The 23,158-nt window shown below is 71.0% G+C and carries 23 protein-coding genes and 1 pseudogene; 16 read left to right on the forward strand and 8 right to left on the reverse strand.

Annotated elements, in window-relative coordinates; all coding sequences use genetic code 11:
- Nucleotides 1-4: 4 nt before the first annotated feature.
- Together ACYVLP_RS25080 and ACYVLP_RS25085 are read right to left on the reverse strand one after the other, a co-directional pair.
- Nucleotides 5-982, reverse strand: coding sequence for an LLM class flavin-dependent oxidoreductase (locus ACYVLP_RS25080; RefSeq protein WP_460630009.1), 978 nt, complete (start codon nt 980-982; stop codon nt 5-7).
- Nucleotides 983-1,004: 22 nt separating this feature from the next.
- A complete protein-coding gene (locus ACYVLP_RS25085; RefSeq protein ID WP_460630010.1) occupies nt 1,005-2,600 on the reverse strand; it encodes an MFS transporter in 1,596 nt (531 codons plus the stop codon).
- 179 nt (nt 2,601-2,779) lie between these two features.
- Between ACYVLP_RS25085 and ACYVLP_RS25090 the strand changes: the two genes are divergently transcribed.
- From ACYVLP_RS25090 to ACYVLP_RS25135, 10 genes are all read left to right on the forward strand, one after another.
- Nucleotides 2,780-4,087, forward strand: coding sequence for an acyl-CoA dehydrogenase family protein (locus ACYVLP_RS25090; protein WP_460630011.1), 1,308 nt, complete (start codon nt 2,780-2,782; stop codon nt 4,085-4,087).
- A complete protein-coding gene (locus ACYVLP_RS25095) occupies nt 4,077-4,454 on the forward strand; it encodes a carboxymuconolactone decarboxylase family protein (protein ID WP_460630012.1) in 378 nt (125 codons plus the stop codon). The genes ACYVLP_RS25090 and ACYVLP_RS25095 overlap by 11 nt, the downstream gene beginning before the upstream one ends.
- Before the next feature lie 2 nt (nt 4,455-4,456).
- The gene (locus ACYVLP_RS25100; protein ID WP_460630013.1) at nt 4,457-5,608 is read left to right on the forward strand and encodes an acyl-CoA dehydrogenase family protein; all 1,152 of its coding nucleotides are present in this window, start codon (nt 4,457-4,459) and stop codon (nt 5,606-5,608) included.
- Nucleotides 5,605-6,579 carry an acyl-CoA dehydrogenase family protein gene (locus tag ACYVLP_RS25105; RefSeq protein ID WP_460630014.1) on the forward strand — a complete coding sequence of 325 codons (975 nt, stop codon included), beginning with the start codon at nt 5,605-5,607 and terminating at the stop codon, nt 6,577-6,579. Before ACYVLP_RS25100 ends, ACYVLP_RS25105 begins: the two co-directional genes overlap by 4 nt.
- A complete protein-coding gene (locus ACYVLP_RS25110; protein WP_460630015.1) occupies nt 6,576-7,709 on the forward strand; it encodes a thiolase family protein in 1,134 nt (377 codons plus the stop codon). The genes ACYVLP_RS25105 and ACYVLP_RS25110 overlap by 4 nt, the downstream gene beginning before the upstream one ends.
- Entirely contained in the window at nt 7,706-8,071 is a 366-nt protein-coding gene (locus ACYVLP_RS25115) for a Zn-ribbon domain-containing OB-fold protein (RefSeq protein ID WP_460630016.1), read from the forward strand. The genes ACYVLP_RS25110 and ACYVLP_RS25115 overlap by 4 nt, the downstream gene beginning before the upstream one ends.
- 133 nt (nt 8,072-8,204) lie before the next feature.
- Nucleotides 8,205-9,368 (forward strand): acyl-CoA dehydrogenase family protein, encoded by a 1,164-nt coding sequence (locus tag ACYVLP_RS25120; protein WP_460630017.1) that lies wholly within the window; start codon nt 8,205-8,207, stop codon nt 9,366-9,368.
- Between the two features lie 86 nt (nt 9,369-9,454).
- Nucleotides 9,455-10,693 carry a CaiB/BaiF CoA transferase family protein gene (locus tag ACYVLP_RS25125; protein ID WP_460630018.1) on the forward strand — a complete coding sequence of 413 codons (1,239 nt, stop codon included), beginning with the start codon at nt 9,455-9,457 and terminating at the stop codon, nt 10,691-10,693.
- Nucleotides 10,683-11,450, forward strand: coding sequence for an enoyl-CoA hydratase/isomerase family protein (locus ACYVLP_RS25130; protein WP_460630019.1), 768 nt, complete (start codon nt 10,683-10,685; stop codon nt 11,448-11,450). The genes ACYVLP_RS25125 and ACYVLP_RS25130 overlap by 11 nt, the downstream gene beginning before the upstream one ends.
- 1 nt (nt 11,451) lies before the next feature.
- Nucleotides 11,452-11,907, forward strand: a complete 456-nt coding sequence (locus ACYVLP_RS25135) for a MaoC/PaaZ C-terminal domain-containing protein (protein ID WP_460630020.1) — start codon at nt 11,452-11,454, stop codon at nt 11,905-11,907.
- 53 nt (nt 11,908-11,960) lie between these two features.
- On the opposite strand, the gene ACYVLP_RS25140 is transcribed toward ACYVLP_RS25135, so the two are convergent.
- Nucleotides 11,961-12,785, reverse strand: a complete 825-nt coding sequence (locus ACYVLP_RS25140) for an SDR family oxidoreductase (RefSeq protein WP_460630021.1) — start codon at nt 12,783-12,785, stop codon at nt 11,961-11,963.
- Between the two features lie 49 nt (nt 12,786-12,834).
- Complete coding sequence (locus ACYVLP_RS25145) at nt 12,835-13,587, reverse strand: FadR/GntR family transcriptional regulator (protein WP_460630022.1); 753 nt, start codon at nt 13,585-13,587, stop codon at nt 12,835-12,837.
- A gap of 140 nt (nt 13,588-13,727) precedes the next feature.
- Here ACYVLP_RS25145 and ACYVLP_RS25150 point away from each other — a divergent pair, with 140 nt between their 5' ends.
- Both ACYVLP_RS25150 and ACYVLP_RS25155 read left to right on the forward strand, forming a co-directional pair.
- On the forward strand, nt 13,728-14,690 hold the full coding sequence (locus ACYVLP_RS25150) for a phosphotransferase family protein (protein WP_460630023.1): 963 nt from the start codon (nt 13,728-13,730) through the stop codon (nt 14,688-14,690).
- A complete protein-coding gene (locus ACYVLP_RS25155; protein ID WP_460630024.1) occupies nt 14,687-15,898 on the forward strand; it encodes an acetyl-CoA C-acetyltransferase in 1,212 nt (403 codons plus the stop codon). The genes ACYVLP_RS25150 and ACYVLP_RS25155 overlap by 4 nt, the downstream gene beginning before the upstream one ends.
- Nucleotides 15,899-15,918: 20 nt before the next feature.
- On the opposite strand, the gene ACYVLP_RS25160 is transcribed toward ACYVLP_RS25155, so the two are convergent.
- Together ACYVLP_RS25160 and ACYVLP_RS25165 are read right to left on the reverse strand one after the other, a co-directional pair.
- Entirely contained in the window at nt 15,919-16,815 is an 897-nt protein-coding gene (locus ACYVLP_RS25160; protein WP_460630025.1) for an HpcH/HpaI aldolase/citrate lyase family protein, read from the reverse strand.
- Nucleotides 16,816-16,817: 2 nt separating this feature from the next.
- Nucleotides 16,818-18,011, reverse strand: a complete 1,194-nt coding sequence (locus tag ACYVLP_RS25165) for a CaiB/BaiF CoA transferase family protein (protein ID WP_460630026.1) — start codon at nt 18,009-18,011, stop codon at nt 16,818-16,820.
- A 102-nt stretch (nt 18,012-18,113) separates the two neighbouring features.
- Here ACYVLP_RS25165 and ACYVLP_RS25170 point away from each other — a divergent pair, with 102 nt between their 5' ends.
- The gene (locus ACYVLP_RS25170; protein WP_460630027.1) at nt 18,114-19,601 is read left to right on the forward strand and encodes an aldehyde dehydrogenase family protein; all 1,488 of its coding nucleotides are present in this window, start codon (nt 18,114-18,116) and stop codon (nt 19,599-19,601) included.
- A 70-nt stretch (nt 19,602-19,671) separates the two neighbouring features.
- On the opposite strand, the gene ACYVLP_RS25175 is transcribed toward ACYVLP_RS25170, so the two are convergent.
- Nucleotides 19,672-20,445, reverse strand: a complete 774-nt coding sequence (locus ACYVLP_RS25175; protein WP_460630028.1) for an SDR family NAD(P)-dependent oxidoreductase — start codon at nt 20,443-20,445, stop codon at nt 19,672-19,674.
- A gap of 166 nt (nt 20,446-20,611) precedes the next feature.
- On the opposite strand from ACYVLP_RS25175, the gene ACYVLP_RS25180 reads away from it, so the two are divergent.
- Complete coding sequence (locus ACYVLP_RS25180) at nt 20,612-21,085, forward strand: nuclear transport factor 2 family protein (protein ID WP_460630029.1); 474 nt, start codon at nt 20,612-20,614, stop codon at nt 21,083-21,085.
- A 101-nt stretch (nt 21,086-21,186) separates the two neighbouring features.
- On the opposite strand, the gene ACYVLP_RS25185 is transcribed toward ACYVLP_RS25180, so the two are convergent.
- Nucleotides 21,187-21,948, reverse strand: coding sequence for a FadR/GntR family transcriptional regulator (locus ACYVLP_RS25185; protein ID WP_460630030.1), 762 nt, complete (start codon nt 21,946-21,948; stop codon nt 21,187-21,189).
- 165 nt (nt 21,949-22,113) lie between these two features.
- Here ACYVLP_RS25185 and ACYVLP_RS25190 point away from each other — a divergent pair, with 165 nt between their 5' ends.
- On the forward strand, nt 22,114-22,932 hold the full coding sequence (locus tag ACYVLP_RS25190; protein ID WP_460630031.1) for an enoyl-CoA hydratase/isomerase family protein: 819 nt from the start codon (nt 22,114-22,116) through the stop codon (nt 22,930-22,932).
- Nucleotides 22,929-23,158, forward strand: a pseudogene (locus ACYVLP_RS25195) (FAD-dependent oxidoreductase); the annotation flags it as partial. The gene ACYVLP_RS25190 and the pseudogene ACYVLP_RS25195, both read left to right, overlap by 4 nt.

Raw genomic sequence — 23,158 nt, forward strand, 5'->3', positions numbered from 1 at the left:
ATGTTCATAGTATGCGGTCGGCGGGGGCTTGCGTCTCGGTCCAGCCGAGCGCCTCCCGGACCCTGGGGACGACCTCGGTCCCGAGGATCTCGACCTGTGTGAGGACCTGCGAGGCGTCGTGGGTGTACGTGTCGAGGCGAAGGTTGAGCGCCGAGCAGCCAGAGGTCCGCACGGCCTCGACCAGGGCGGCCGTCACCGCTTCCGGTGACCCGGTGGCCAAGGCCTCGTCGTCCGGGCGGAGCCAGTCGGCGCCGGTGGACCGGCCACTCCAGTCGGCCAGACTCGTCTCGAACCCGGCAGCGGTCCCGCCGACGTGGACGCGCCGGATGAGGACGACGGACCCAGTCCCGCCGGACTCCCGGTACATCCTGACCAGTTCGGCTGCCTCGGTGGCGGGGCGCAGGCTGGTGACGAGCAGGCCGGCTCCGAGTCGCGCGGCCCTCCGGACGCCCACTGGTCCGCCGACGCCCGCGAGCAGCGGGACCGAGCGATGGTGGAGGCCGGCGACTGCCGGGTCGTCGGCGACGGTCGACGGAACTTCTGGTCGCCGCCCCAGGGCGCCGGCCACCGCGGCCAGCCCCTCCCAGAACACGACCCGCCGAGTGTCGAAAGGCAGGCCGACGGCCTCGAAGTCCCCCTGCTGGTAGCCCGGAACGAAGCCGGCCCCGACCCGGTCGGGGTACGCCGCGTCGAGCCAGGCGAGGTCCTCGGCGACGGTCACGGGCGTCCTCAGCGGCAGCACCATGGGTGCGGCACAGGCGAACCCGTGCGGCATCCTCGAGAGCAGGACGCCAGACAGCAGCAGCGGGCTCGGGACGTAGTAGGGGAAGCCGCCGTGGTGCTCGCTCAGGGTGACGCCGTCGAACCCGGCGGCCACCGCGGCAGCGGCGTCGGCCACGAGGCCGTCGACGACGTCGCGACCGGACCCCTGCCGGGCCGAGAGCCCGAGCGAGATCGTCCCTGGACCCAGCGGTTCGAGCATCGGGGCTCCTTCCGGCATACGCTCAGCCACCCAGGCCGATGCGGAAGAGGTGGATGACCCGCGGCGGCGGGTCGGAGAGGGCCGTGACGACCGACTCGGAGATCGTGTCGGAGGCGACGAGCCGCTGGTGCAGCTGTCTTTCGTGCTCGTCCCACGAGGAGACCGTGAACTCCTCGACGTAGCGACGGTGTGCCTCGGCGTCCCGAAGGAGCCGCCAGCGGGTGGCGCCGGTCCGCATCCGGACCCGGCGCACGGCGCGCATCCCCGCGCGGAACTGCTGCTCGTCCGCGGGGTCGACCCAGTACTCGACGGCCACGACGACCTCGCCGCCGATCTCCTCGGTGGGCACGACGAGCACCGGCTCGTGCCAGTACGCCGTCGGAGTGCGGTCGACGTCGTCGAGCTGGACGAACGGGACCCAGCGGGTGAGGGACACGCCGAGGAGGAGGAATGCCGCCGCGACCCACAGCGTCCGCGGCAACCCGATCTCGTCGACCAGCACGCCGAGCACCACCGACCCGGCCGCCTGGCCGCTGAAGAGGGCGATGGCGTAGATGGCCAGCCCGCGGGCGCGCACCCACGCGGGAAGGTAGATCTGGAGGTTCCCGGCCATCGTGCTCAGGCAGATCGTCCACGCCCAGCCCGCGACGAACAGGCAGGCCATCGCTGCCGGTTGCCCCGGGAGGAGCGGCAGCAGCCCGACCATCGATGCGGCGACGAGGAAGCCGAGCCCGACGATCGAGTTCTCGGTGAGCCAGGCCCGCAGCGGCGCGATCGAGAACCCGCCACAGACGGCACCGGCGCCGAGGCACGCGAACAGGATGCCGTACACGTCGGCCGCGGCGTGGAGCTGGTCGGTCGCGACGAGGGGCAGCAGCGCGAAGGTCGCCATCATCCCCGCGGTGAACCAGAAGGCCCGGAGCATCAGCTTGAGGACCTGCGGGGAGTGGCGGACGTACCGGACCCCGCTGCGGATCGCCGGGAGGAACCGCTCGTGGCGGGCGTGGTTGCGCCGGATGCCCGGCCACCGGACGAGGACGATGACGAAGAACAGGCTGGTCAGGGTGCTCAGAGCGAACACCGCCGGGATGTCTACCCGCGCCACGAGCAGACCGGCGAGGGCCGGGCCGACAACGCGCGCCGTGTTGGCGGCGATCGACACGAGCGCGGCCGCCTCGTGGAGGTGGTGCCGCTTGACGACGTCGGGGACGACGGCCTGGAACGGCGTGAGGGTCAGGGCGTAGACCGAGCCGAGCGCGAAGGTGAGGACGAGCAGTGTCGTCGCCCCGAGCGCGCCGGTCCACGACAACCAGGTCAGGACTGCTCCGGCGACCAGACCGGCGACCTGCACGGCGATGAGCAGGGAGCGTCGGTCGAAGCGGTCGGCGAGCACGCCCGCGGGCAGCGACAGGATGGCGAGCGGGAAGGTCATCGCGGCCTGGACCAGGGCGACGAGCCCGGCGCTCGAGGCGTCACGAACGAGGAACCACTGAGCGCCGAGGGCCTGGCTCGAGATGCCGATCGTCGACACTGTGAAGGCGAGCCAGAACCACAGGAAGGTGCGGCCCGCCAACGGTGCCAGCGGGCCGGACCGGACCCCGGTCGTCACGGTCGTCATCCGGCGCCTACCGCGTCACGGGGTCCTGGAACCGAGGACGATCGCGCGCACGTCCGGCTCCTGTCGTCGACGCTCCCGGCGCCGTGCTCCGGCCGGTCCCGCCCGTGGTCGGGTCGGTTGTTAAACTCTAGGGATTATGCGCATAATAGTCAACGTACCCGACTCGCAGGAGAGTGCTCATGTGGAGCTTCGAGACCGACCCGGACTACCAGGAGAAGCTGGACTGGGCGGATGAGTTCATGCGCACGCGGGTGGAGCCGCTCCAGTACGTCATCAACCACCCGCTCGACCTCCACGACCCCGTCCGGCAGGAGCTCGTCCCCCCGCTCCAGGCCGAGGTCAAGGCTCAGGGTCTGTGGGCCACGCACCTCGGGCCGGAGCTGGGCGGTCCGGGCTTCGGTCAGGTGAAGCTGGCACTCCTCAACGAGATCCTGGGGCGCTCCGGCCCTGGTCCCACCGTGGGGCCGATCGTCTTCGGCACGGCCGCGCCCGACACCGGGAACGCCGAGATCATCGCCCACTACGGGACCCCGGAACAGAAGGACCGCTACCTGCAGCCACTGCTCGACGGCACCGTCTTCAGCGCCTTCTCGATGACCGAGCCGCAGGGCGGATCCGACCCGAAGACCTTCACGACGCGTGCCGTCCTGGACGGCGACGAGTGGGTCGTCAACGGCGAGAAGTGGTTCTCGTCCAACGGCCGCTGGGCCGAGGTGCTCGTCCTCCTCGCGGTCACCGACCCCGACGCGCCCATCCTCGAGCGGATGTCGATGTTCCTCGTCCCCAAGGACACGCCTGGCGTCGAGATCGTGCGCCACGTCGGCGTGTCCGGCTGGGTCGAGGGTGAGGGCGGTGGCGACCACTCGTACATCCGCTACACCGACGTCCGGATCCCCAAGGACCACCTGCTCGGTGACGTCGGGGAGGGCTTCAAGGTCGCGCAGACCCGCCTCTCGGGCGGGCGCGTCCACCACGCGATGCGCAGCGTCGGACACATGAAGGCGGCATTCGAGATGCTGACCGAGCGGGTCAACTCGCGACATACCCAGGGTGAGCTGCTGGCCCAGAAGCAGATGGTCCAGGACATGGTCGCCGAGTGCTGGATGACGATCGAGCAGGTCCGGCTCTTCGTGCTCCAGACCGCGTGGAAGATCGACCGGCTCCAGGACTACCGCGCCGTCCGCAAGGACATCGCGGCGGCGAAGATCCTCGCCTCGCGCGGCCTCGTCGAGGTCGCGACGAAGGCGCTTCAGATCCACGGTGCCCTCGGGATCACGCACGAGATGCCCTTCGTCAGCATGATCGTCAACGGCATCCACGTCGGCCTCGCGGACGGCCCCAGCGAGATTCACAAGGTCTCGATCGCCCGCGACATCCTTCGGGAGGTCGAGCCGGCGCCGGGCCTCTGGCCGACGCAGCACATCCCCGCGCTCGTCGACCAGGCGCGAGAGCTCTACGGAGAGGCGCTGGCACGCCATGGCCGCTGACCAGCAGGGGCCGCAGCGTCGCGGCCGCGCGCAGGGCCGCAAGGCCGACCACCTCCAGGCCGCGCTCGTCGAGCTCGACCCCACGCTGGCTCGCTGGGCCGACGACCACATCTTCGGTGACGTGTGGGCCGGCGACGCCCTGTCCTTCGAGGACCGGATGCTCGTCGCGATCACGGCGCTGGCTGCCCTCGGCCGTCGCAACCAGCTGCGCAACTACCTCCACGGCGCCTTGCAGGACGGGCGGTCGCCCGACGAGCTGCGCGAGGTGATGCGGATGCTCACCGTCTATGCCGGGTACCCGGCCGCCATCGAGGCCAGTGTCGAGCTCGAAGCCGTGCTCGCGGCAGCCGGGAGGCGGGGGGAGTGACGGTGACCGTGACCGACGTCGCGACGCACGCGCGTGCGCTCGCCTCCTGGCTGCAGGAGCACGCCGAGGAGGTCGAGCCCTACCGAGACCGTGCACCCGGCGGGATCGATGCCGCCGTCGAGCACGACCGTGGGCTCCTTGCACTGCTCCACGAGGCCGGCTGGTCGCGGTGGGGGTGGCCGGAGGAGGTCGGCGGGCTCGGCGGGCCGGTGGCCCTGCGGGCGGCCCTCTACGACGAGCTGGCCGCGGCGGATGTCGAGGTCCCCGAGGCGTACGTCATCCTCGAGACGCTCGGCCCGCTGCTCGCCGCGTTCGCACCGCCCATCGCGCGCGAGCACCTTCCGCTGTTCCTGGCCGGCGAGCAGGTCTGGGGGCAGGGCTTCTCGGAGCCCGATGCCGGCAGCGACCTCGCGGGCCTTCGGACGCGTGCAGAGGTCGTCGGGGACGGGTCGTTCCGCCTGAGCGGGCAGAAGATCTGGACCACGCTCGGCCAGTTCGCTTCGCACGCAGCGGTTCTCGCGCGCACCGGAGCGCCGGACAGCGCCCACCGGGGGCTGACGATGCTCTGGGTGGACCTGTCGGCGCCGGGTGTCACCGTCCGCGCGATCACGGCCTCGAACGGCCGCGACGAGTTCGCCGAGATGTTCTTCGACGACGTCACGGTCCCGGCCTCCGGGCTCATCGGTGACGTCGGTGGTGGCTGGGCGGCGGCGATGTACCTGCTCCAGTACGAGCGCGGCATGTACGCCTGGCTCCGCCAGGCCGTTCTCCACCGGCGGCTCCGGCAGGCCGCGGCATCGGCGCCGGCACACGCCTCGGCGTCGGCAGTCGCGGCCCTGGGCCGGGCCCAGCGGCTCTGCGCTGGTCTCCGTGCCCGGTCGCGGACGACGGTGCTCCGGCTCTCGGCGGGAGAGAACCCGGGCCCGGAGATCTCGGTCGACAAGGTCCTGCTCGGCGAGTGCGAGCAGGCGGTGTTCGACGCCTGCCGCAGGCTCGGCTGGACAGGTATGGCGCTCGGCGGCGAGACGACTGAGGCCACCCTGCGGGAGGAGTGGTTCTACAGCCGCGCCTCGACGATCTTCGGCGGAGCGGCAGACATCCAGCGCGACATCCTCGCCGACCGCGTCCTCGGCCTGCCACGGAGTGCGCGATGAGCGAGGAGGCTGCGGAGTTCGGAGCTCTCGCCGAGGAGCTGCTCGCAGCGGGCCGCGTCGACCAGCTTGTCGCCCAGCTGGGCGACCCCGAGCTCGCCGAGCTGTGGGACGACCCGGCCGTCGTCGGCGCCGTCGCCGAGGCGCATGGCCGACACCTGGCGTCGAGCTCTCTCATGGACGTGGCGGTGCTGCGCTCGGGCGTTTCGGCGCTCGTTCTCGACGTGCCCGGGGGTTCGGGTCCGGCGTCCACGATCACGGGCGACCGGATCGAGGTCGACGGGACTGCCCGCGACCTGCGCTCCGCCGACCGGCTCGTCCTCCTCGTCGACGGGGCGGCACGGCGCGTCGACCTCCGTCTGCTCGCGCTCGCCGCGGCCGAGGGGTTCGACCCGGGGCTCTCCCTGACCCGGGTCACGGGGTCGGTCCCGCTCGACGCGACCGAGCTGCTCGACGTCGACGCGGCGACCCTGGTCTCACGAGTTGCCCGTTTTGTCGCGCACGAGCTCGTCGGCGTGGCCGAGGGCGCCCTCGACCTGGCCTGCGGCCACGTCCGCGATCGCCGTCAGTTCGGCGTGCCCATCGGCTCGTTCCAGGCCGTCAGGCACCGGCTCGCCGAGGCCCACGTGCAGGTGACCGCGGCGCGCGAGCTGCTCGCAGCCATCCCCGGCGCCGACACCCACCCCGACACCCACCCCGACACCCACCCCGACACCCACCCCGACACCGACCCCGACACCGAGGTGCTGGTGCTCAAGGCGAGCGCGGGGTTCGCCGCGCAGACCGCCGTCGCCGCCGCCCAGCAGGTGTGCGGCGGGATGGGCTTCACCGAGGAGTTCGGCCTGCACCGCTTCGTGCGCCGAGCCCTCATGCTCGACTCCCTGCTCATCGGCTGCGAGGACGCGGAGGAGGCTCTTGGCCGACTCGCGCTCGCCGGCCGCGTGCTCCCCGACCGTCAGGTGGTGCTGCTGTGAAGAACGTCGTCATCGCCGGGGTGGGCATCCACCCCTTCGGCAGGTTTCCGGTGGGGTACCGCGAGCTGGGCGAGGTCGCTGCGCGCGACGCGTTGGCCGACGCGGGGGTGACCCTCGCCGACGTCGGGATGGTGCTCGTGGCGAATGTCGGCGCGGAGATGGCCAAGGGCCACAACATCGTCGACCGGATCGGGCGCACCGGCGTCCCCGTCATCAACGTCGAGGCCGCGTGCGCTTCGAGCGGGTCGGCGCTGTTCATGGCCGCGCAGATGGTCGAGTCCGGCGCCGCCGAGGTCGTGCTGTGCATCGGCGTCGAGAAGGCGCCACGCGGCTTCATCGCGAGCTCGGGCTTCGAGGAGTGGCAGATCGAGAACGGGCTCGGGGTCAACCCGCTCTACTTCGCGATCCAGGCCCAGGAGCTGATGACCGCCACCGACGTCACCGTCGACGACCTTGCCGACGTCTCGGTGAAGAACCACCGGCACGCGGTGCACAACCCGAACGCGATGTACCGAGCCGAGGTGACTCGTGAGCAGGTCCTGGGCAGCAAGGCGATCTGCCCACCGCTGACGCTCCTCATGCTCTGCGCTCCGAACGAGGGAGCGGCGGCGGTCGTCCTCATGAGCCGTCGCGAGGCCGAGCGGCGTTCGGTCGCCGACCCCGTCGTCCTCGCCGGGCTCGGGCTCGTCTCGCGCTCGGCGGACGACTGGTTCGTCCCTGCGCCGGCATACCAGTCGAACCGCACGAGCCTCAGTGCGCGGGCGGCGCGCCTCGCCCTCGAGGAGGCGGGGATCGGCATCGACGACGTCGACCTCGTCGAGTGCCAGGACACCGACGCCGGCTCCGAGCTCGTCGCCTATTCCGACCTGGGGCTCTGCGCGCCTGGCGAGGAGGCCGCCCTGCTGCGCAGCGGCGCGACGACGCTCGGCGGGCGCATCCCGGTCAACGTCTCCGGCGGACTCCTGTCCAAGGGCGAGCCGCTCGGCGCCTCGGGCCTGGGCCAGGTCCACGAGCTCGTCGAGCAGGTCCGCGGCCGCGGCGGCGTCCGCCAGGTCCAGGGCGCCCGCGTCGGTCTCGGCCACGTCATGGGCGCCGGTCACAACTCCAGTGTCGTGGTGGTGCACCGATGAGCGTCGACCTCTTCCTTCCCGGCGAGCCGGGCGACGCGACGGCCCTGCTCGGGTCGACCTGTCCGGCCTGCGGCCGGTCCGAGTTTCCCCGCAGGGTGACCTGCCCCGCGTGCGGCAGTCCAGCCGACCCGGCGGAGCTGCGTGGGCCGGCCCGGCTCACTGTGAGCACGGCAGTGCTCGCCCAGCCGCCAGGCTCGAAGGTCGAGGCGCCGTATGCCGTCGGCGTCGCCGAGTTCGAGCAGGGGCTGCGCGTCATCGGCCTGCTCGTCGGAGAGCCGGCCGTCGGCGCGACGGTCGAGGTCGTCGTCCACGAGCCGTACGCAGCGGGAAGGACTTTCGCTTTCCGCCAGTGCCGTGGATGAGGAGGCGAGCCGCCCAGCGCGGTCCCTTCCGCCAACATGGATTTAGGCATATCATGCATATGAATAGACGGTTCGGCATCACAGGCGACTGACCGCCGGTCACCGACGACCACCGCAGACACGAGAGGTCACCATGACGTTCTTCAACTTCCTCACCGAGGACCAGCAGGCCTGGCGTGACACCTGTTTCAAGTTCATGGAGAAGCAGATCACGCGCGAGTACATCCGCGAGTGCGACATGGGGCGCGAGTACTACCACGAGGGCTACGAGAAGATCGTCAAGGAGGGCTGGCACAGCCTGCTCATCCCCGAGGAGCTCGGGGGCTCCGGGGCCGACGCGATGTCCTACGCGCTGATGTGCGAGGCCGCGGGACGGTACGGCTTCGACTTCGCCGCCGCCGTGGTCAACACCCCGTCGTTCACGGCGCAGAACCTCATCAAGTTCGGCAACGCCGACCAGCTCGAGCGCTTCATCAAGCCGTTCGTCGAGGGCCGCTACAAGTTCTCGATCGGCATCTCCGAGCCGGAGGCCGGCTCTGATGCCGCCGCCACTGCGACCCGTGCGGTGCGCGACGGCGACGAGTACGTCATCACCGGGGCCAAGCAGTGGATCTCGGGGTCGGGCCTGGACGGCGCACACATCCTCATGCTCGTCCGCACGAACCCCGACGCCCCGAAGCACGAGGGCCTGTCGACGATCATCATCCCCAACAACCTGCCGGGCATCACCCTGCGCAAGCTCAACACCCTCGCCCGCCGCGGCATGGGCACCTACCAGGTCTTCCTCGACGAGGTCCGCGTGCCCGCGGAGAACCGGCTCGGCGAGGAGGGCCAGGGCTGGGAGATCATCGGCAGCAACCTCGAGCTCGAGCGGATCGCCGGCGCCTCCGGGTATGTCGGCACCGCGCAGCAGGCCGTCGACGACGCGCTCCTCTACGCCACGCAGCGCCACCAGTTCGGCAAGCCGATCTACGAGTTCCAGGTCCTCAAGCACATGCTCGCCGACATGCAGACGGAGGTCGACGCGGCCCGCCTCATCACCTACCGCGCCGCGGCGACCGTCGTCGAGGGTCAGCCCGCGCTGCGCGAGGTGTCGATGGCCAAGCTCCTCGCCTCGGAGACGCTGCAGAAGGTCTCGCGCCAGGGCGTCCAGCTCATGGGTGGCCACGGCATGCTCCCCGAGGCCGACATGGAGCGGTACTTCCGTGAGGGCATGCAGTCGACCATCGGTGGCGGCACGAGCCAGATCCAGCGCTCGATCATCGCCGGGACCATGCGCAAGGCCCTGCGCACCTGAGCCGAGGCAGGCCACGAGCCGCGCGACCCGCGCCACCGCGCACGACGACCCGCGCCACAGCGCACCAACGACCGCGAAGGACACGCATGGCAACGCAAGGACCGCTCGCCGGGATCCGGGTGCTCGACTTCACCCGGCACCTGGCGGGGCCGTACGCCACGACGATCATGGGTGACTTCGGCGCCGACGTCGTGAAGATCGAGTCGGTCCCCGATGGCGACCCGGCCCGCTCCATCCGTATGCCGGGGGAGCCCCTCGAGCTCGACGGCCAGGCCTTCATCGCCTACAACCACGGCAAGCGGTCGATCGCGATCGACCTGCGCTCCGAGGAGGGCATCGCCCTCGTGAAGCGGCTGGTCGAGACGGCCGACGTCGTCATGGAGAACTACCGGCCCGGCGTCGCCGACGCCATCGGCATCGGGTACGAAGCGCTGCGCGAGATCAACCCTCGCCTCGTCTACTGCTCGGTGTCGGCCTTCGGCCAGGAGGGCCCGTGGTCCCGCCGCCCCGCGACCGACCCGGTGATCCAGGCCATGAGCGGGATCATCGCGGTCACCGGCAACCCCGGTGACCCGGCGCGGGCGGGGGTCCCGGTCGGCGACATCATGGGCGCCATGAGCGGCATACAGGGCGTGCTCATGGCTCTGCTCGCGCGCGAGCGGACCGGTGAGGGCCAGTGGGTCGACGTCTCGCTGCTCCACGCGCTGGCCTTCACCCACACGACGCGCCTCGCCGAGCTGTTCGCCACCGGCAAGGAGCCGCAGGGCCAGGGCACCGCCCACTCCACGGTCGCGCCCTACGAGGTGTTCCCGACTGCAGACGGGCCCGTGATCGCCGGGTCGTGGACCGAGGACACCTGGCCGCGCTTCTGCGTCGCCCTCGGGCGTCCGGAGCTCGCGACGGACCCCCGGTTCGAGACGAACCAGAAGCGGCTGACCAACCGGCCCGAGCTGCGGGCCGTCGTCACCGAGGTCATGACCCAGCGCACCACGGCAGAGTGGGAGGCCGAGTTCGCCCGTGCGGGAGCCCTGTTCGGCCCGGTGCTGACGATCTCGCAGATGCTCGAGCAGGCGCAGATGGAGCACCGGCCGGCAGTCGCCGAGGTCACCTGCGCCGACGGACGGGTCGTCAAGGTCCCCGACAGCACCTCGCCGATTCGCCTGCACGGCACCGGGGGAGCAGTCGTCAAGCCGCCGCCGCTGCTCAGCGAGCACGCGGAGGAAGTGCTCGCGGAGCTGGGCCTCTCGGCCGAGGAGGTCGAGGCACTCGTCAGTCGTGGCGTCGTCCGCGCTCCCGCCGAACGAGGTGAGCCCGTTGCCCGATGACGCCGTCCTCTATGAGACCCGCGACCACATCACGACGATCACGATCAACCAGCCCGACACGTACAACGCGCTGTCGAAGCCGGTCCGCGACGGGCTGCGGGCAGCCTTCCGCCGGTTCAACCAGGACGAGGACTCGCGCGTCGCGGTCCTCACCGGGGCCGGGGAGAAGGCCTTCTGCGCCGGGGGCGACCTCAAGGAGATGATGGCCAACGCGTCGCAGAACCTCGGCAAGGACTTCGTCGTCATGCCGGGCCACAACGAGGTCGTCGACAAGCCGTGGATCGCCGCCGTCAACGGCTACGCAGTAGGCGGCGGTGTGCTCTACACCATGCTGGCTGACCTGGCGGTGGCGTCGACGACGGCGAAGTTCCGGATGCCCGAGGCGATGATCAGTCGCGGCGCCCCGTGGTCGGTTGCGCTCGCGCAGCAGATCCCGCGCAAGGTGTGGTTCGAGATGGCCGTCACCGGTGCGACGGTCACCGGCCAGCGGGCTTATGAGGTCGGCCTCGTCAACCACGTCGTCGCTCCTGAAGCGCTCCTCGACACGGCATACGAGCTTGCCGCCAAGGTCGTGCGGTCGGCCCCGCTCACGGTCGAGGCCACCCGGCGCTCGATCCAGGCGGCAGCCGAGCTGGGTCAGTCGGCGGCGTGGGACGCCGCCGATGAGCACTTTGCCCGCGTGTACGCGAGTGAGGACGCCGTGGAGGGTCCACGTGCGTGGGTCGAGAAGCGCGACCCGGTCTGGAAGGGGTGCTGAGGTGCAGCTGGCAGTCGACAAGTTCTGGAACGAGATCGAGGTCGGCGAGTCGACCGGGCTCTCGCGCGGCCGGACCGTCACCGAGACCGACGTCGTCCAGTTCATGATGCTCACGGGCAACTGGGTCGAGATCCACTCGAACGTGGAGTTCGCCAAGGACACCCCGTTCGGCCAGCGCCTCGTGCAGGGGAGCCTCGTCCTCGCGATGAGCCAGGGCCTGTTCACCACCGGCCGCGCGGTCGCCGCGTTCTACGGTCTCGACAAGCTGCGCTTCACCATGCCGGTCTTCATCGGCGACACCGTCAAGGTCGAGTGCGTGCTGCTCGAGAAGAAGGACAAGAACGAGAAGTTCGGCCTCGCCACGTGGGAGATGCGCGTGACGAACCAGCACGGCGAGCAGGTCCAGAAGGCCGAGTACACCTTCCTCAACTACAAGGAGAAGCCCGCCGACTGGTGAAGCGTGCGCTCGCGCGGCCGGCGCCGTCTCGGCGCGGGCGTCCCCCGGCGTCCTCAGCGGACGTGGGAGTCGATCGACAGGTCGTACTCGCCGATGAGGTTGCGCGGCTCGCCGCCGACGAGGAGCCGGCCGCCGTCGACATCGAGCATGCCGCCGGTCATCCACCGCGCTTCGTCCGAGAGGAGGAAGACCACCGCGCCCGCGATGTCGCGCGGCCGGCCGAGGCGCTGCAGTGGGAGGATCTCGGCCTCCTCGGTGCCGCGGTCGCCCTCCCAGAGGATGCCCGCCATCGTCGTCTGCACCAACCCGGGGGACACCCCGTTGACGCGTATGCCGCGTGGCCCGAGCTCGCGTGCCAGCCCCTTGGTGATGACGTCCAGGGCGGCCTTGCTCGCGGTGTAGCCCGCCACGAGCGGCTGTACCTGACGGGCCCCGATCGTGCTGACGTTGACCACCGCGGCGCCCTCGTGCTCGCCCAGACCGGCCTCGACGGCGGCCTGGACGAGGGCCAGGGGTGCCCACGCGTTGACCGTCACGGTGGTGAGGAAGGCGTCGCGCTGGATGTCGAGGAGAGGCCCGTAGCTCGCGTTGGCCCCGGCGTTGTTGACCACGAAGTCGATGCGTCCGAAGGCGGCCTTCGCGGCCTGCGCGATCCCGGCGGGGCCCTCGGGGTCGCGCACGTTGGCGACGTAGCCCACAGCGCTGGACTCACCGAGAGCCGCAACGGTCTCACTGACCTCTTCGGGTTTGCGGGCGACGACCAGCACCGTGGCTCCGCGCTCGACGAGCAGCTCGGCAGTGGCGCGGCCGATGCCGCGGGTGGCGCCCGTCACGATGGCGACGCGGTCGGTGAAGAACGAGGCGGCAGGCTGATTCATGTCAACTATAATAAGGGATTCACCTGGCGCTGTCACCGTGTCGGGGCGGTCAGTCCCACCCGACGAGCTCGTCCAGGAGCCCGGGATACCGCGCCAGGACGTCGGCACGGGTCGACTCCATGTGCTGGCGCATCAGTGCCTCAGCCTCGTCGGGTCGGCGCCCGACGACCGCTCGGAGGATCGCGAGGTGCTCGTTGACGACCTCGTGCCGCCGTCCCGCCGGGAACGACGCCCCCGGCACCCGTGCGGCATAACAGTGGATGATCGCCGAGCTCACGAGGTTGAGCACCGGGTTCTTCGTGCTCGAGGCGATGAGGTCGTGGAAGCCGACCGCCCGCTCGACGTAGCTGCGCTCGTCCTCGAGGTCGGCCCCGAGGAGCCCTTCCAGGACCCCGATGAGGTCCGGGTCCTGGGCCTCGGTCAGCTGGTGCACCATCATCGGCTCCAGGGCGATGCGAGCCTCGAGCAGGTCGGCGAAGGTCGCGCCGGCGAGCTGGAAGAAGAGGGTCGCCATCCGGCCGAAGTGGGTCGCGTCGGCCGCGCCCACGACAGGCCCGCCCCCGGGGCCGGGCTTCATCGCCACCAGCCCCTGGACCTCGAGGAGGCGCAGTGCCTCGCGCAGGGAGGCTCGGCCCACCCCGAACTCGTGGACCATCTCGGCCTCGGCCGGCAGGACGGACCCGGGCTCGAGCCGTTCCTCGACGATCGTCCGGACAATCTCGCGGGCCACGCTCTGCGACACCTTCTCGGTGCGGCGCAGTCGTGGTCTCGCCGTGCCCGCCTGTGTCAGGTCGCCGACCATCTCCGCAACCACCTTCCCCTCTGTGGCCCCGGCCACATCCCCGGCGCGTCTACGGTCTATCATATGATAATGATGGTCAGAAATCATCTCGGAGCAGAGGAGCAGTCGCCGATGACCCGGACCGCAGGGGCGAGGGCGGCGTGAGCGCCGCCGGCGTGGTGACAGCAGAGCTCGTGGCCCGGCTCGAGCGCCTGCTCGGCGAGCCCGTGGCCGACCTCCGCCCCCTGCCCGGCGGCCACTCAGGCATCACCCTCCAGTGCGTCACCGCGCGCAGCGGACGGGTCGTCGTCAAGGTCGCGGCGCCGGGCCGGCCCGCCGTCGGCCGCCATGACGTCCTCAGGCAGGCGCGGGCCATGGCGCAGGTCGGCCCGCACGTCCCCGCCCCCGAGGTCATCGCCACCGAGGAGGGCGAGCAGCCACTTGCCGTCGTCTCGTTCGCGGCGGGTGAGGCGGTCGAGCCGGCCATCGACGACCCGGGCACGGACCTGCCAGCGTCCCTCGTGCGCAAGCGATTCGACGTCGTCACAGAGCTGCTCGCCGACCTGCATGCCGTCCCGATGGGCGAGCTGGCTGCCGAGCCGGTCCGCACCCCGGCCGCCGAGCTCGGGCAGTTCGCGCAGATCGTCGCGGCCGGCGACGAGGGGTTCCGGTCCCTGGGCGAGCAGGCTGCCGTCGCTCTGGGCACCCAGGTCCCCGACCCCTGGAAGGTCGGGCTCGTCCACGGTGACTTCCGGCTCGGCAACGTCCTCTTCGAGGATGTCGAGCCGCGGGCGGTCGTCGACTGGGAGATCTGGACCCACGGCGACCCTCGCGTCGACCTCGGCTGGCTCGCGACCTTCGCCGACCTCGGCCACTTCCCGGGCATCGCCCGCGCTGATGTGGTCGTGCCGGGGGTCGACCACGTCGTCGCCACCTATGGCCGCGCGGTCGGGGCGGATGTCCCCGACGCCGCCTGGTTCGTCCGGCTCGGAGCCTTCCGGATGGGCGCGATCATGTCCCACAACCTGCACCGCCATCGCACCGGTCGGCACATCGACCCCTACCAGGAGACGCTGCCGCCCACCATCGAGCGGCTCCTCGAGGTCGCGGCCGGCGCCGCATGAGCGAGCCCACCACCCGCGACCCGGTCGACCGGCCGGGCCGCGCCCAGACAGGAGGACAACCCGTGGACGCCTACATCGTGCAGGCCGTGCGCACCCCGGTCGGGCGACGCAGGGGCGGCCTGGCCCACGTGCACCCGGCCGACCTCGCCGCGGTCGTCCTGAGGGAGCTCGTCGAACGCGCCGAGGTGGATCCGGCCGCGGTCGACGACGTCTACCTCGGCTGCGTCGACCAGCTGGGCCCGCAGAGCGGGAACATCGCCCGGATGGCCTGGCTCACCGCGGGACTGCCCGAAAGCGTCCCGGGCGTGACCCTCGACCGGCAGTGCGGCTCCTCGCAGCAAGCGGTCCACTTCGCCGCGCAGGCAGTCATGAGCGGCCAGGCCGACCTCGTCGTCGCGGGTGGGGTCGAGAGCATGAGCTCGGTCCCGCTTCAGAGCCCGGTGCATGTCGGGGCCGACCTCGGGATGCCGGCCCCGTGGGCGGGGGAGGGATGGGTCCAGCGCTACGGCGACCAGGAGATCTCACAGTTCCGCGGCGCAGAGCTCATCTCCGAGCACTGGGGCATCACCCGCGCGGACATGGAGACCTTCGCGCTCGAGAGCCACCGACGTGCGCTCGCCGCCCAGGAGGCCGGCGCGTTCGACGAGGAGATCGTGACGGCATACGGCGTCTGCGCCGACGAGGGCCCCCGCCACGACACGACCCTCGAGCGGATGGCGGGCCTGGCGCCGCTGCGCCCTGACGGGCGGATCACAGCGGCCGTCGCGAGCCAGATCTCCGACGGGGCGGCCGCCCTCCTCGTCGCGTCCGCGGCCGCGGTCGAGCGGCACGGGCTGCGTCCGCTGGCAACGGTGAAGGCGATGGCGGCCGTCGGCTCCGACCCCGTGCTCATGCTGACCGGCCCCATCCCGGCGACCGACGCAGTGCTCGCCAGGGCAGGGTTGTCCGTCGAGGACATCGACGTCTTCGAGGTCAACGAGGCCTTCGCACCGGTCGTCCTCGCCTGGCTGAAGGAGACCGGGGCCGACCCCTCACGCACCAACCCCAACGGCGGCGCCATCGCGCTGGGGCACCCGCTCGGGGCGACCGGCGCCCGGCTCATGACCAGCCTGGTCCACCACCTCCGTCGCACCGGCGGGCGCTTCGGCCTGCAGGCCATGTGCGAGGGCGGCGGCACGGCGAACGCCACGATCATCGAACGCGTCTGACGCGCGATGGCGCGTGGTGCCTACTGCGCCCTGGCCAGCAGAGCGCGTGCCTTCTCGTAGTCGTGGACGAGGATCGTCTGCCCGTCCTCGGTGAGGGCCGCCGGCTTGCCCTCGGAGCGCACGTTCTCGTAGATCTCGACCAGCTCACGGGCCTTGCGAGTCTCCTCGTCCGACGGGGTGAACACCTCGTTGAGGATCGGCACATGCGGCGGGTAGAAGCACGCCATGCCGGTGAATCCGAGGCGCTTGCTTGCCTCTGCGCGCCGGCGGATGTCGTCGAGGTCGCGGTAGTCGGGCGCGAACACGATGTCGGTGATGGCGATGCGTGCTGCGTGCGCCGCGACGACGGCATTCGCCTTGAGCGGGTGGAAGATCGCGTTGAGCTCGCCGTCGGGGTCGAAGAGCGGGATCTCCATCTCGACGCTGAGGTCGCCCGGCCCGAACATCATCGACACGACCTGGGGGTGCGCCGCGATCCGCGCGATGTCGACGAGCGCCCCCGGTGTCTCGACGATCGCGTAGACGTCAGGCGTCGCGCCGTGCTGCTCGAACAGCTCGAGAGCCTCCAGGAGCTCGTCGTAGGACGAGATCTTCGGGTAGGCGACGAGCTCCGCGCCCGCCTCCGCCAACGCGATGACATCGTCGCGTCCCCACGGTGTCGACAGGTGGTTCGGGCGGGCGAGGGTTCGGCGGCCCTCGAAGTATGCCGGGTCGTGGAGGAAGCCGAGCGCGCGCTCACGGGCTTCCTCCTTGCGGGCAGGCGCAACGGCATCCTCGAGGTCGAGGAAGAACACGTCGGCGTCGATCGAGGGGATCTTGGCCCACTTCCGCTCGTCGAGGATGGGTGCCTCGAAGACGGTGCGGACCGACCGGTGCGCGGACTTGCCCGGTCGCGTCCCGACGTCGTGGTGCGGCATCGTCAGATCACGCCCTGTGCGCGAAGGTCCGAGACGTGGTCGGGGTCGTAGCCGAGCCACTCGCCGTAGACCAGGTCGTTGTCCTCGCCGAGCTTCGGACCCGAGCGCCAGACGGACCCGGGCCGCTGGTGCAGCATCGGGACGACGCCCTGCATCTTCACCTCACCGAGCTTCTCGTCGGGAACGGTGATGATGTCGCCGCGTTCGGCGTAGGTCTGGTCCTCGAGGATGTCGGCCGCGCTGTAGATGCGTGACGCCACGACCTCGAGGTCCTTCATCACCTGGAGGCACTCGTCTGCGGTCCGCTCGCCGATCCAGGCCTCCAGCAACGTGTTGAGCCGCTCCTTGCGCGCGGCCTGCGCCTCGACGCTGCGGTACTCGTCCTCGGGCTCGCCGAGCATGCGGGCGATGTTCGACACCGACCTCGGGGTGGCCGAGGTGACCGTCAGCCAGTGCTCGTCCTTCGTGAGGTAGGTGTTGACCACGGCTCCGGGAGCGACGGCGAGCTGGTTGCCCGCACGCAGGGGGGCCTCGCCGAACTGGTCGGTGAAGATGACCTGCCACTCGATCAGCCGGAAGAGCGTCTCGAACAGGGCGATGTCGATCCACTCGCCCTGGAAGTCGTCGTCGTTGCGCCGGACCAGCGCCGCGGCCACCGCGAACGCGCCCATGAGGGCGGTCGTCGTGTCCGCGTGCGAGAAGCCGGTGTGGACGGGCGGACCGTCGGGGAAGCCGGTCACGTGGACGACCCCGCTGCGGGCCTCGCCGACCTTGCCGAAACCCGGCTCGTTGTAGGCCGTGCTGGTGGTTCCGTTGCCGGTGATCTGGAGCATGACGAGGCGCGGGTTCACCTCGTGGAGCGCAGCCCAGTCAAGGTGCCAGCGCTTGAGCGTGTCCACCCGGAAGTTCGTGATGACGACGTCGGCCCACCGGACGAGGTCGTGCGCGACGGCCTGTCCCTCCGGCGTGCGCAGGTCGAGCGTCACGGACCGCTTGTTGCGCCCGGACACCTTCCACCACAGGTACTCGCCGTCCTTGGTCGGACCTTGCCGGCGTCCGGGGTCACCGTGGACGGGGTCCTCGGCGTGGACGACGTCGGCACCGAGGTCGGCCATCAGCGTCCCGGCCATCGGGCCGGCGATCACATGGGCGAACTCGACGATCCTGACGCCGTCGAGAGCCGGTCGAACCTTCATGATCCTCCTCGGTGGTGGTGATGACTGACTCTAGAATCTATGCATATGGTAGTCAAGAACGTAGCCAATTGTTAGCATGGATCACCGACCATGGAGGTGCACATGACGTCCGACACGGCCACCCCGCCCGTGACCTCGACGAGTCGCTGGGGCGAGCTGCGGTTGCTCGTCGGCGGGGACGAGATCGACGGCAGCGGCCCCGTCGTCGAGGTCGAGGACCCGGCGACCGAGGAGATCGTCGCCGCCATCCGAGCGGCCGACGCCGAGGAGGTCGACCTGGCGGTCGAGGCCGCGAGGGCCGCCTTCCACCGCGGCGCGTGGGCCGACTCCACCGGTGAGGAGCGGCGGGCGCTGATGCACCGTCTTGCCGACCTCATGGAGGCGCATCAGGACGAGCTGGCCGACGCCGTTCTCACCGAGGCGGGGACGCCGATCTCGATTGCCGGCCCGCTCCAGGTGGCGTGGCCGATCGAGCACCTGCGCTGGTACGCCGACCAGGCGCCCGTCGACCGCACCGAGGACCTCGGTCCGCACACCGTGCCCGGACCCTCCCACAGCGTCGTCGGCTACCGACCTGTCGGGGTCGTCGCAGCCATCGCCGCGTACAACTACCCGCTGACCCTCGCGGTCCACAAGCTCGGCCCGGCCCTCGCGACCGGCTGCACGGTCGTGCTGATGCCCTCGCCCCGCACGCCGGTCGCGACCCTGCTGCTCGCCCGGCTCGTGCAGGAGGCCGGCTTCCCGCCGGGTGTCGTCAACGTGCTCGTCGGCGACGCGGCGGCGGCCCAGCGCCTCACCGAGCATCCCCACGTCGCGAAGGTCACCTTCACCGGGTCGGTCGAGGTGGGCAGGCACGTCATGCGGCAGGCGGCCTCGCACCTCGCGGGGGTCGTGCTCGAGCTGGGCGGCAAGTCGCCGGCCATCCTCCTGCCCGACGCCGACGTCGCGACGGTCGCCCCGGCACTGCACCTGCGCTACTGCCGCAACGGCGGTCAGGCGTGTGCGGCACCCACCCGGATCCTCGTCCACCGGTCGCGTTGGGACGAGTTCGTCGACGTGACCCGTGTGACCATCGCCGACGTCACCGTCGGTGACCCACGCGACCCGGCCACTGTCGTCGGGCCGATGATCACGCGCGAGCACCGCGACCGGGTCGAGGGCTACGTCTCGGCGGCGCTCGCCCAAGGAGGCAGTGTGCTCGCGGGCGGCGGGCGGCCCGACCTCGAGCGCGGCTGGTTCACGAACCCGGTCGTCCTCGCCGATGTCGACAACTCGTGGCCCGTCGCCCAGGAGGAGATCTTCGGGCCGGTCTCGGTCGCGCTGCCCTACGACTCCGTCGACGAGGCCATCGACATCGCCAACGACTCGCTCTACGGCCTCCATGCCTACGTCTACTCCGCCGACCTCGCGGCCGCACAGGCGCTCGCGCCGCGTCTGCGCGCAGGTGCGGTGTCGATCAACGGCGGGGGCGGCTTCCGCCCCGACGCCGTCATGGGCGGCTTCGGCGCCAGCGGTGTCGGCCGCGAGCTCGGACACTGGGGCATCCACGAGTTCCTCGAGCCGCAGCACGTGCAGTGGGCTACCTCCTGAAACGGATCCCTTCGACGAGAACGTCCCCGACGCCATCGGGCGTCGGGGGACGTCTGTCGAGAGCCTCGAGTCAGCGGGCGAGGTATCCGCCGTCGACGGGGAGCGCCACACCGGTGACGAAGCTGGCGTCGTCGCAGGCGAGGAACGCTGCCGCCGCGGCGATCTCGTGGGCTCGGCCCGGACGACCCAGGGGCACGTTGACCGTGAACTTCTCGATGACGTCGGACACGTCGGCGTCGGTGTCGCGGCCGAAGAACTGCGGCAGCATCGAGGTTGCGATGGGACCCGGGCAGATCGCGTTGACGCGGATCCCCTTGGGCGCCAGGCGGAGTGCGAGGCTCTTGGCCAGGAGGACGACGGCGCCCTTCGTCATCGAGTAGAGCGGGCTCAGCGGCGAGCCCACGACACCCGAGACCGAGGCCGTGAAGATGACCGACCCCGTCCCGCCGGCTGCCTCGAGGAGGTCCTCGCACTGTGCGGTGAGGAAGAAGCCGCCCTTGACATTGACGTCGACCGCGAGGTCGAACTCGCTCTCGCTGATGTCGATTCCGCTCGCGCCGGGGATGCCGGCGTGGTTGTAGAGGACGTGCAGGACGCCATGGCGCTCGCGGATCCCCGCGACGAGAGCCGTGAGGCCCTGCAGGTCGGCCATGTCGACCCGATGGGCCTCGGCGGACCCGCCGGCCGCCTCGATCGCATCGACGGTCCCCTGGGCGGCCTCGAGTGAGAGGTCGGTGACGATGACGTGCGCGCCCTCGGCGGCAAACCGCTCGCAGGCGGCCCGTCCCATCCCTGATCCCGCCGCCGTCACGAGGGCGATCCGTCCGGCCAGCTTCATCGTCATTGCTCCTGTCTCTCGCGCCGGTGCCTGATGCGTCGTCGCGGATCATCATGGGTGGACGGCGGCGAGGTCGCCGGACGCGGTCACCCTCGGGGCAGGAGGACTGGCGGCCCGCCTGAGGACACTCGTGATATTAATGCGTATGAATCGACTGGTCAATGGAGGCAGCATGGTGCGCGAAGAGGAAGTGGCCCGGCTCCTGGATCGCGAGGCGGTCGTCGCCGTGAAGCTCGCGTTCGCGCGGGCCGCCGACGCGGGTGACGCTCGGGCGATGGTCGCGTCGTTCGCCGCCGATGCGGTCGCGGTCTACGACCCTTCCCGACCGCTCGCGGGACGCGATGCCATCCGCGAGTGGTATGCCGGTGCGCTCGGTCCCGTGGTCGCGAGCAGTCACCAGCTGACCAACTTCGAGGTCGACTTCCCATCGGCGGGCGAGGCCGTCCTTCGGTGCTACCTGTACTCGTGGCAGCGATTCGACCCGGCGACGGGCCGCGCCGATCGCCACCGATGGGCCCGATATGTCGACACCTTCCGGCGCACCCCGCAGGGCTGGCTGCTGACCTCGCTTCGGCTGCTCACGGCCGGGGAGACGCCGGAGGTTCCGGGCGACCGGGTCGGCGAGTACCGCACCCAGGGCTACTGAGCGACCGGCGTGACGGACCTGACGTCCCTGCGCCGTCGATCAACTGGCGTCTATTCCTGCATACTATTCATATGTACAGCGAACAGCCGCCGGATGAGTCGTCAGCTCCAGTCGACGATGTCGTCCAGGCGGGCGGGGTACCGCCTCTCGCAGTAGTCGCGGTACGCCTGCATGTGCTCCCGCATGAGCTTCTCGGCCTGGCGACCGTTGCCCCGCTCGATCGCCTTGGTGATGTCCCGGTGCTGCTGGAGGATGAGCGGCCGGTCCTCGGGCGCGAACAGCACGGTGGTGACGCGGCGAGACCACAGCGACGAGATGGCATTCGCCGCCAAGGCCATCACGCTGTTGTCCCCGGCGATGCAGACCGCCGTGTGGAACCCGCTTGCGGAAGAGGCGTACTGCACGTCGTCGTCGAGGAGGGTGCTGGCCTCCTCGATGGTCGCCTTGATGCTGGCGGTGCGCTCGGGCGTCACACGCTCGGCTGCTCGGCGGGCCAGGACCGACTCGTACTCGACGCGCGCCTCGAGGAGCTCGCGATAGGTGGCGCCGATCGACTGGAGGTGAAGGGTCCACATCTGGCCGAAGCTCGCGGGGTTCGACTCGGCGACGATGGGTCCACCGCCAGGGCCGGTCTTGATGGTCACGAGCCCGTTGACCTCGAGGATGCGCAAGGCCTCGCGGAGCGAGCCGCGACCGATGTCGAAGCGCTCGAGCATGACCGACTCCGACGGGAGGGTCGCCCCGGCCCGCAGTCCCTGCCGCTGGATCTCGCGCAGGATCTCCCTCGCCACCTGCTCGGCGACCTTCTCGTGGCGGCGTGCCCGACGCGGCGCGCGCGCCGCGGTCGTCTCGTCTACGACCATCGTCGGTCTCCTTTCCCGCGCCCCTGTGCTTGGCGCCTCCGGTGCTCCACCGGCCGTGGACGCTCCGCGCATTCTATGCGGTTGATTCGCCTTCGCGCTGTTCTACGGGCGCGCGTCGGCCGCCTGCCTTCCACCCGGTCCCACAGCCGCTGAAAGGGATCCATCGTGTCCGATCGGCCCGTCCTGTTCGAAGCCGACGGTGGAGTCGCCGTCGTCACCCTCAACCGCCCCGGGGCAGCCAACGCCCTCGACCATGCGCTCGTCGCCGCCCTCGACGACGCTGTGACTCGAGTGGCCGCGGACGACACGATCCGGGTCGTGCTCCTGCGAGGAAGCGGTGCGCGCTTCTGCGCGGGCGGCGACGTCGGAGCGATGGCGACCGCCCCGGAGCGCGGCGACTTCCTCGCCGGGCTGGCCGATGCCGCTCATGCGGTGGTCCGACGCATCGACGGCCTCCACGTGCCCGTCGTCGCGGGGGTCCACGGGGCGGTCGCGGGGGCCGGCCTCGCACTCGTGCTGTCGGCCGACCTCGTCATCGCAGGGGAGTCGACGCGGTTCGTCAGCGGCTATGCGGCGATCGGGCTGACCCCCGACTGCGGCACCTCGTGGCTCCTGCCCCGCGCGGTCGGGACCGGGCGCGCCCTCGAGCTCACGCTGACGAACCGTGCGCTCACCGCCGCCGAGGCGCGTGACTGGGGGATCGTCACCCGGGTGTGCGCCGACGCCGACGTGAAGGCCGAGTCTCTGGCACTGGCGCGCAGCCTCGCCGCAGGGCCGGCGCGCGCGCTCGGGAGAACGCGCCGGCTCGTCCGCGGTGCCGCCGACCGCGGGTTCGCCGCGTCCCTCGACCTCGAGCGTGCGACGATCGCGGCCGCCGGCTCCGGCGCCGAGGCCGGCACCCTGATCGACGCCTTCCTGGCGCGACGCGGAGCAGCAGCGTCGTCGACCTCGCCCCAGACCCACCACAAGGAGAACCACACATGAGCACCGACGTCCGCAACGTGATCGTCATCGGTTCCGGCCCGGCCGGGTACACCGCGGGGGGTGTATGCCGCGCGGGCGAACCTGGCGCCGCTGGTGTTCGAGGGCGCGGTGACCGCGGGTGGGGCGCTGATGAACACCACCGCGGTGGAGAACTTCCCGGGGTTCCCGGACGGCATCCAGGGCCCGGAGCTGATGGACAGCATGCGCGCGCAGGCGGTGCGGTTCG

It is taken from the genome of Intrasporangium mesophilum, from assembly GCF_054783095.1.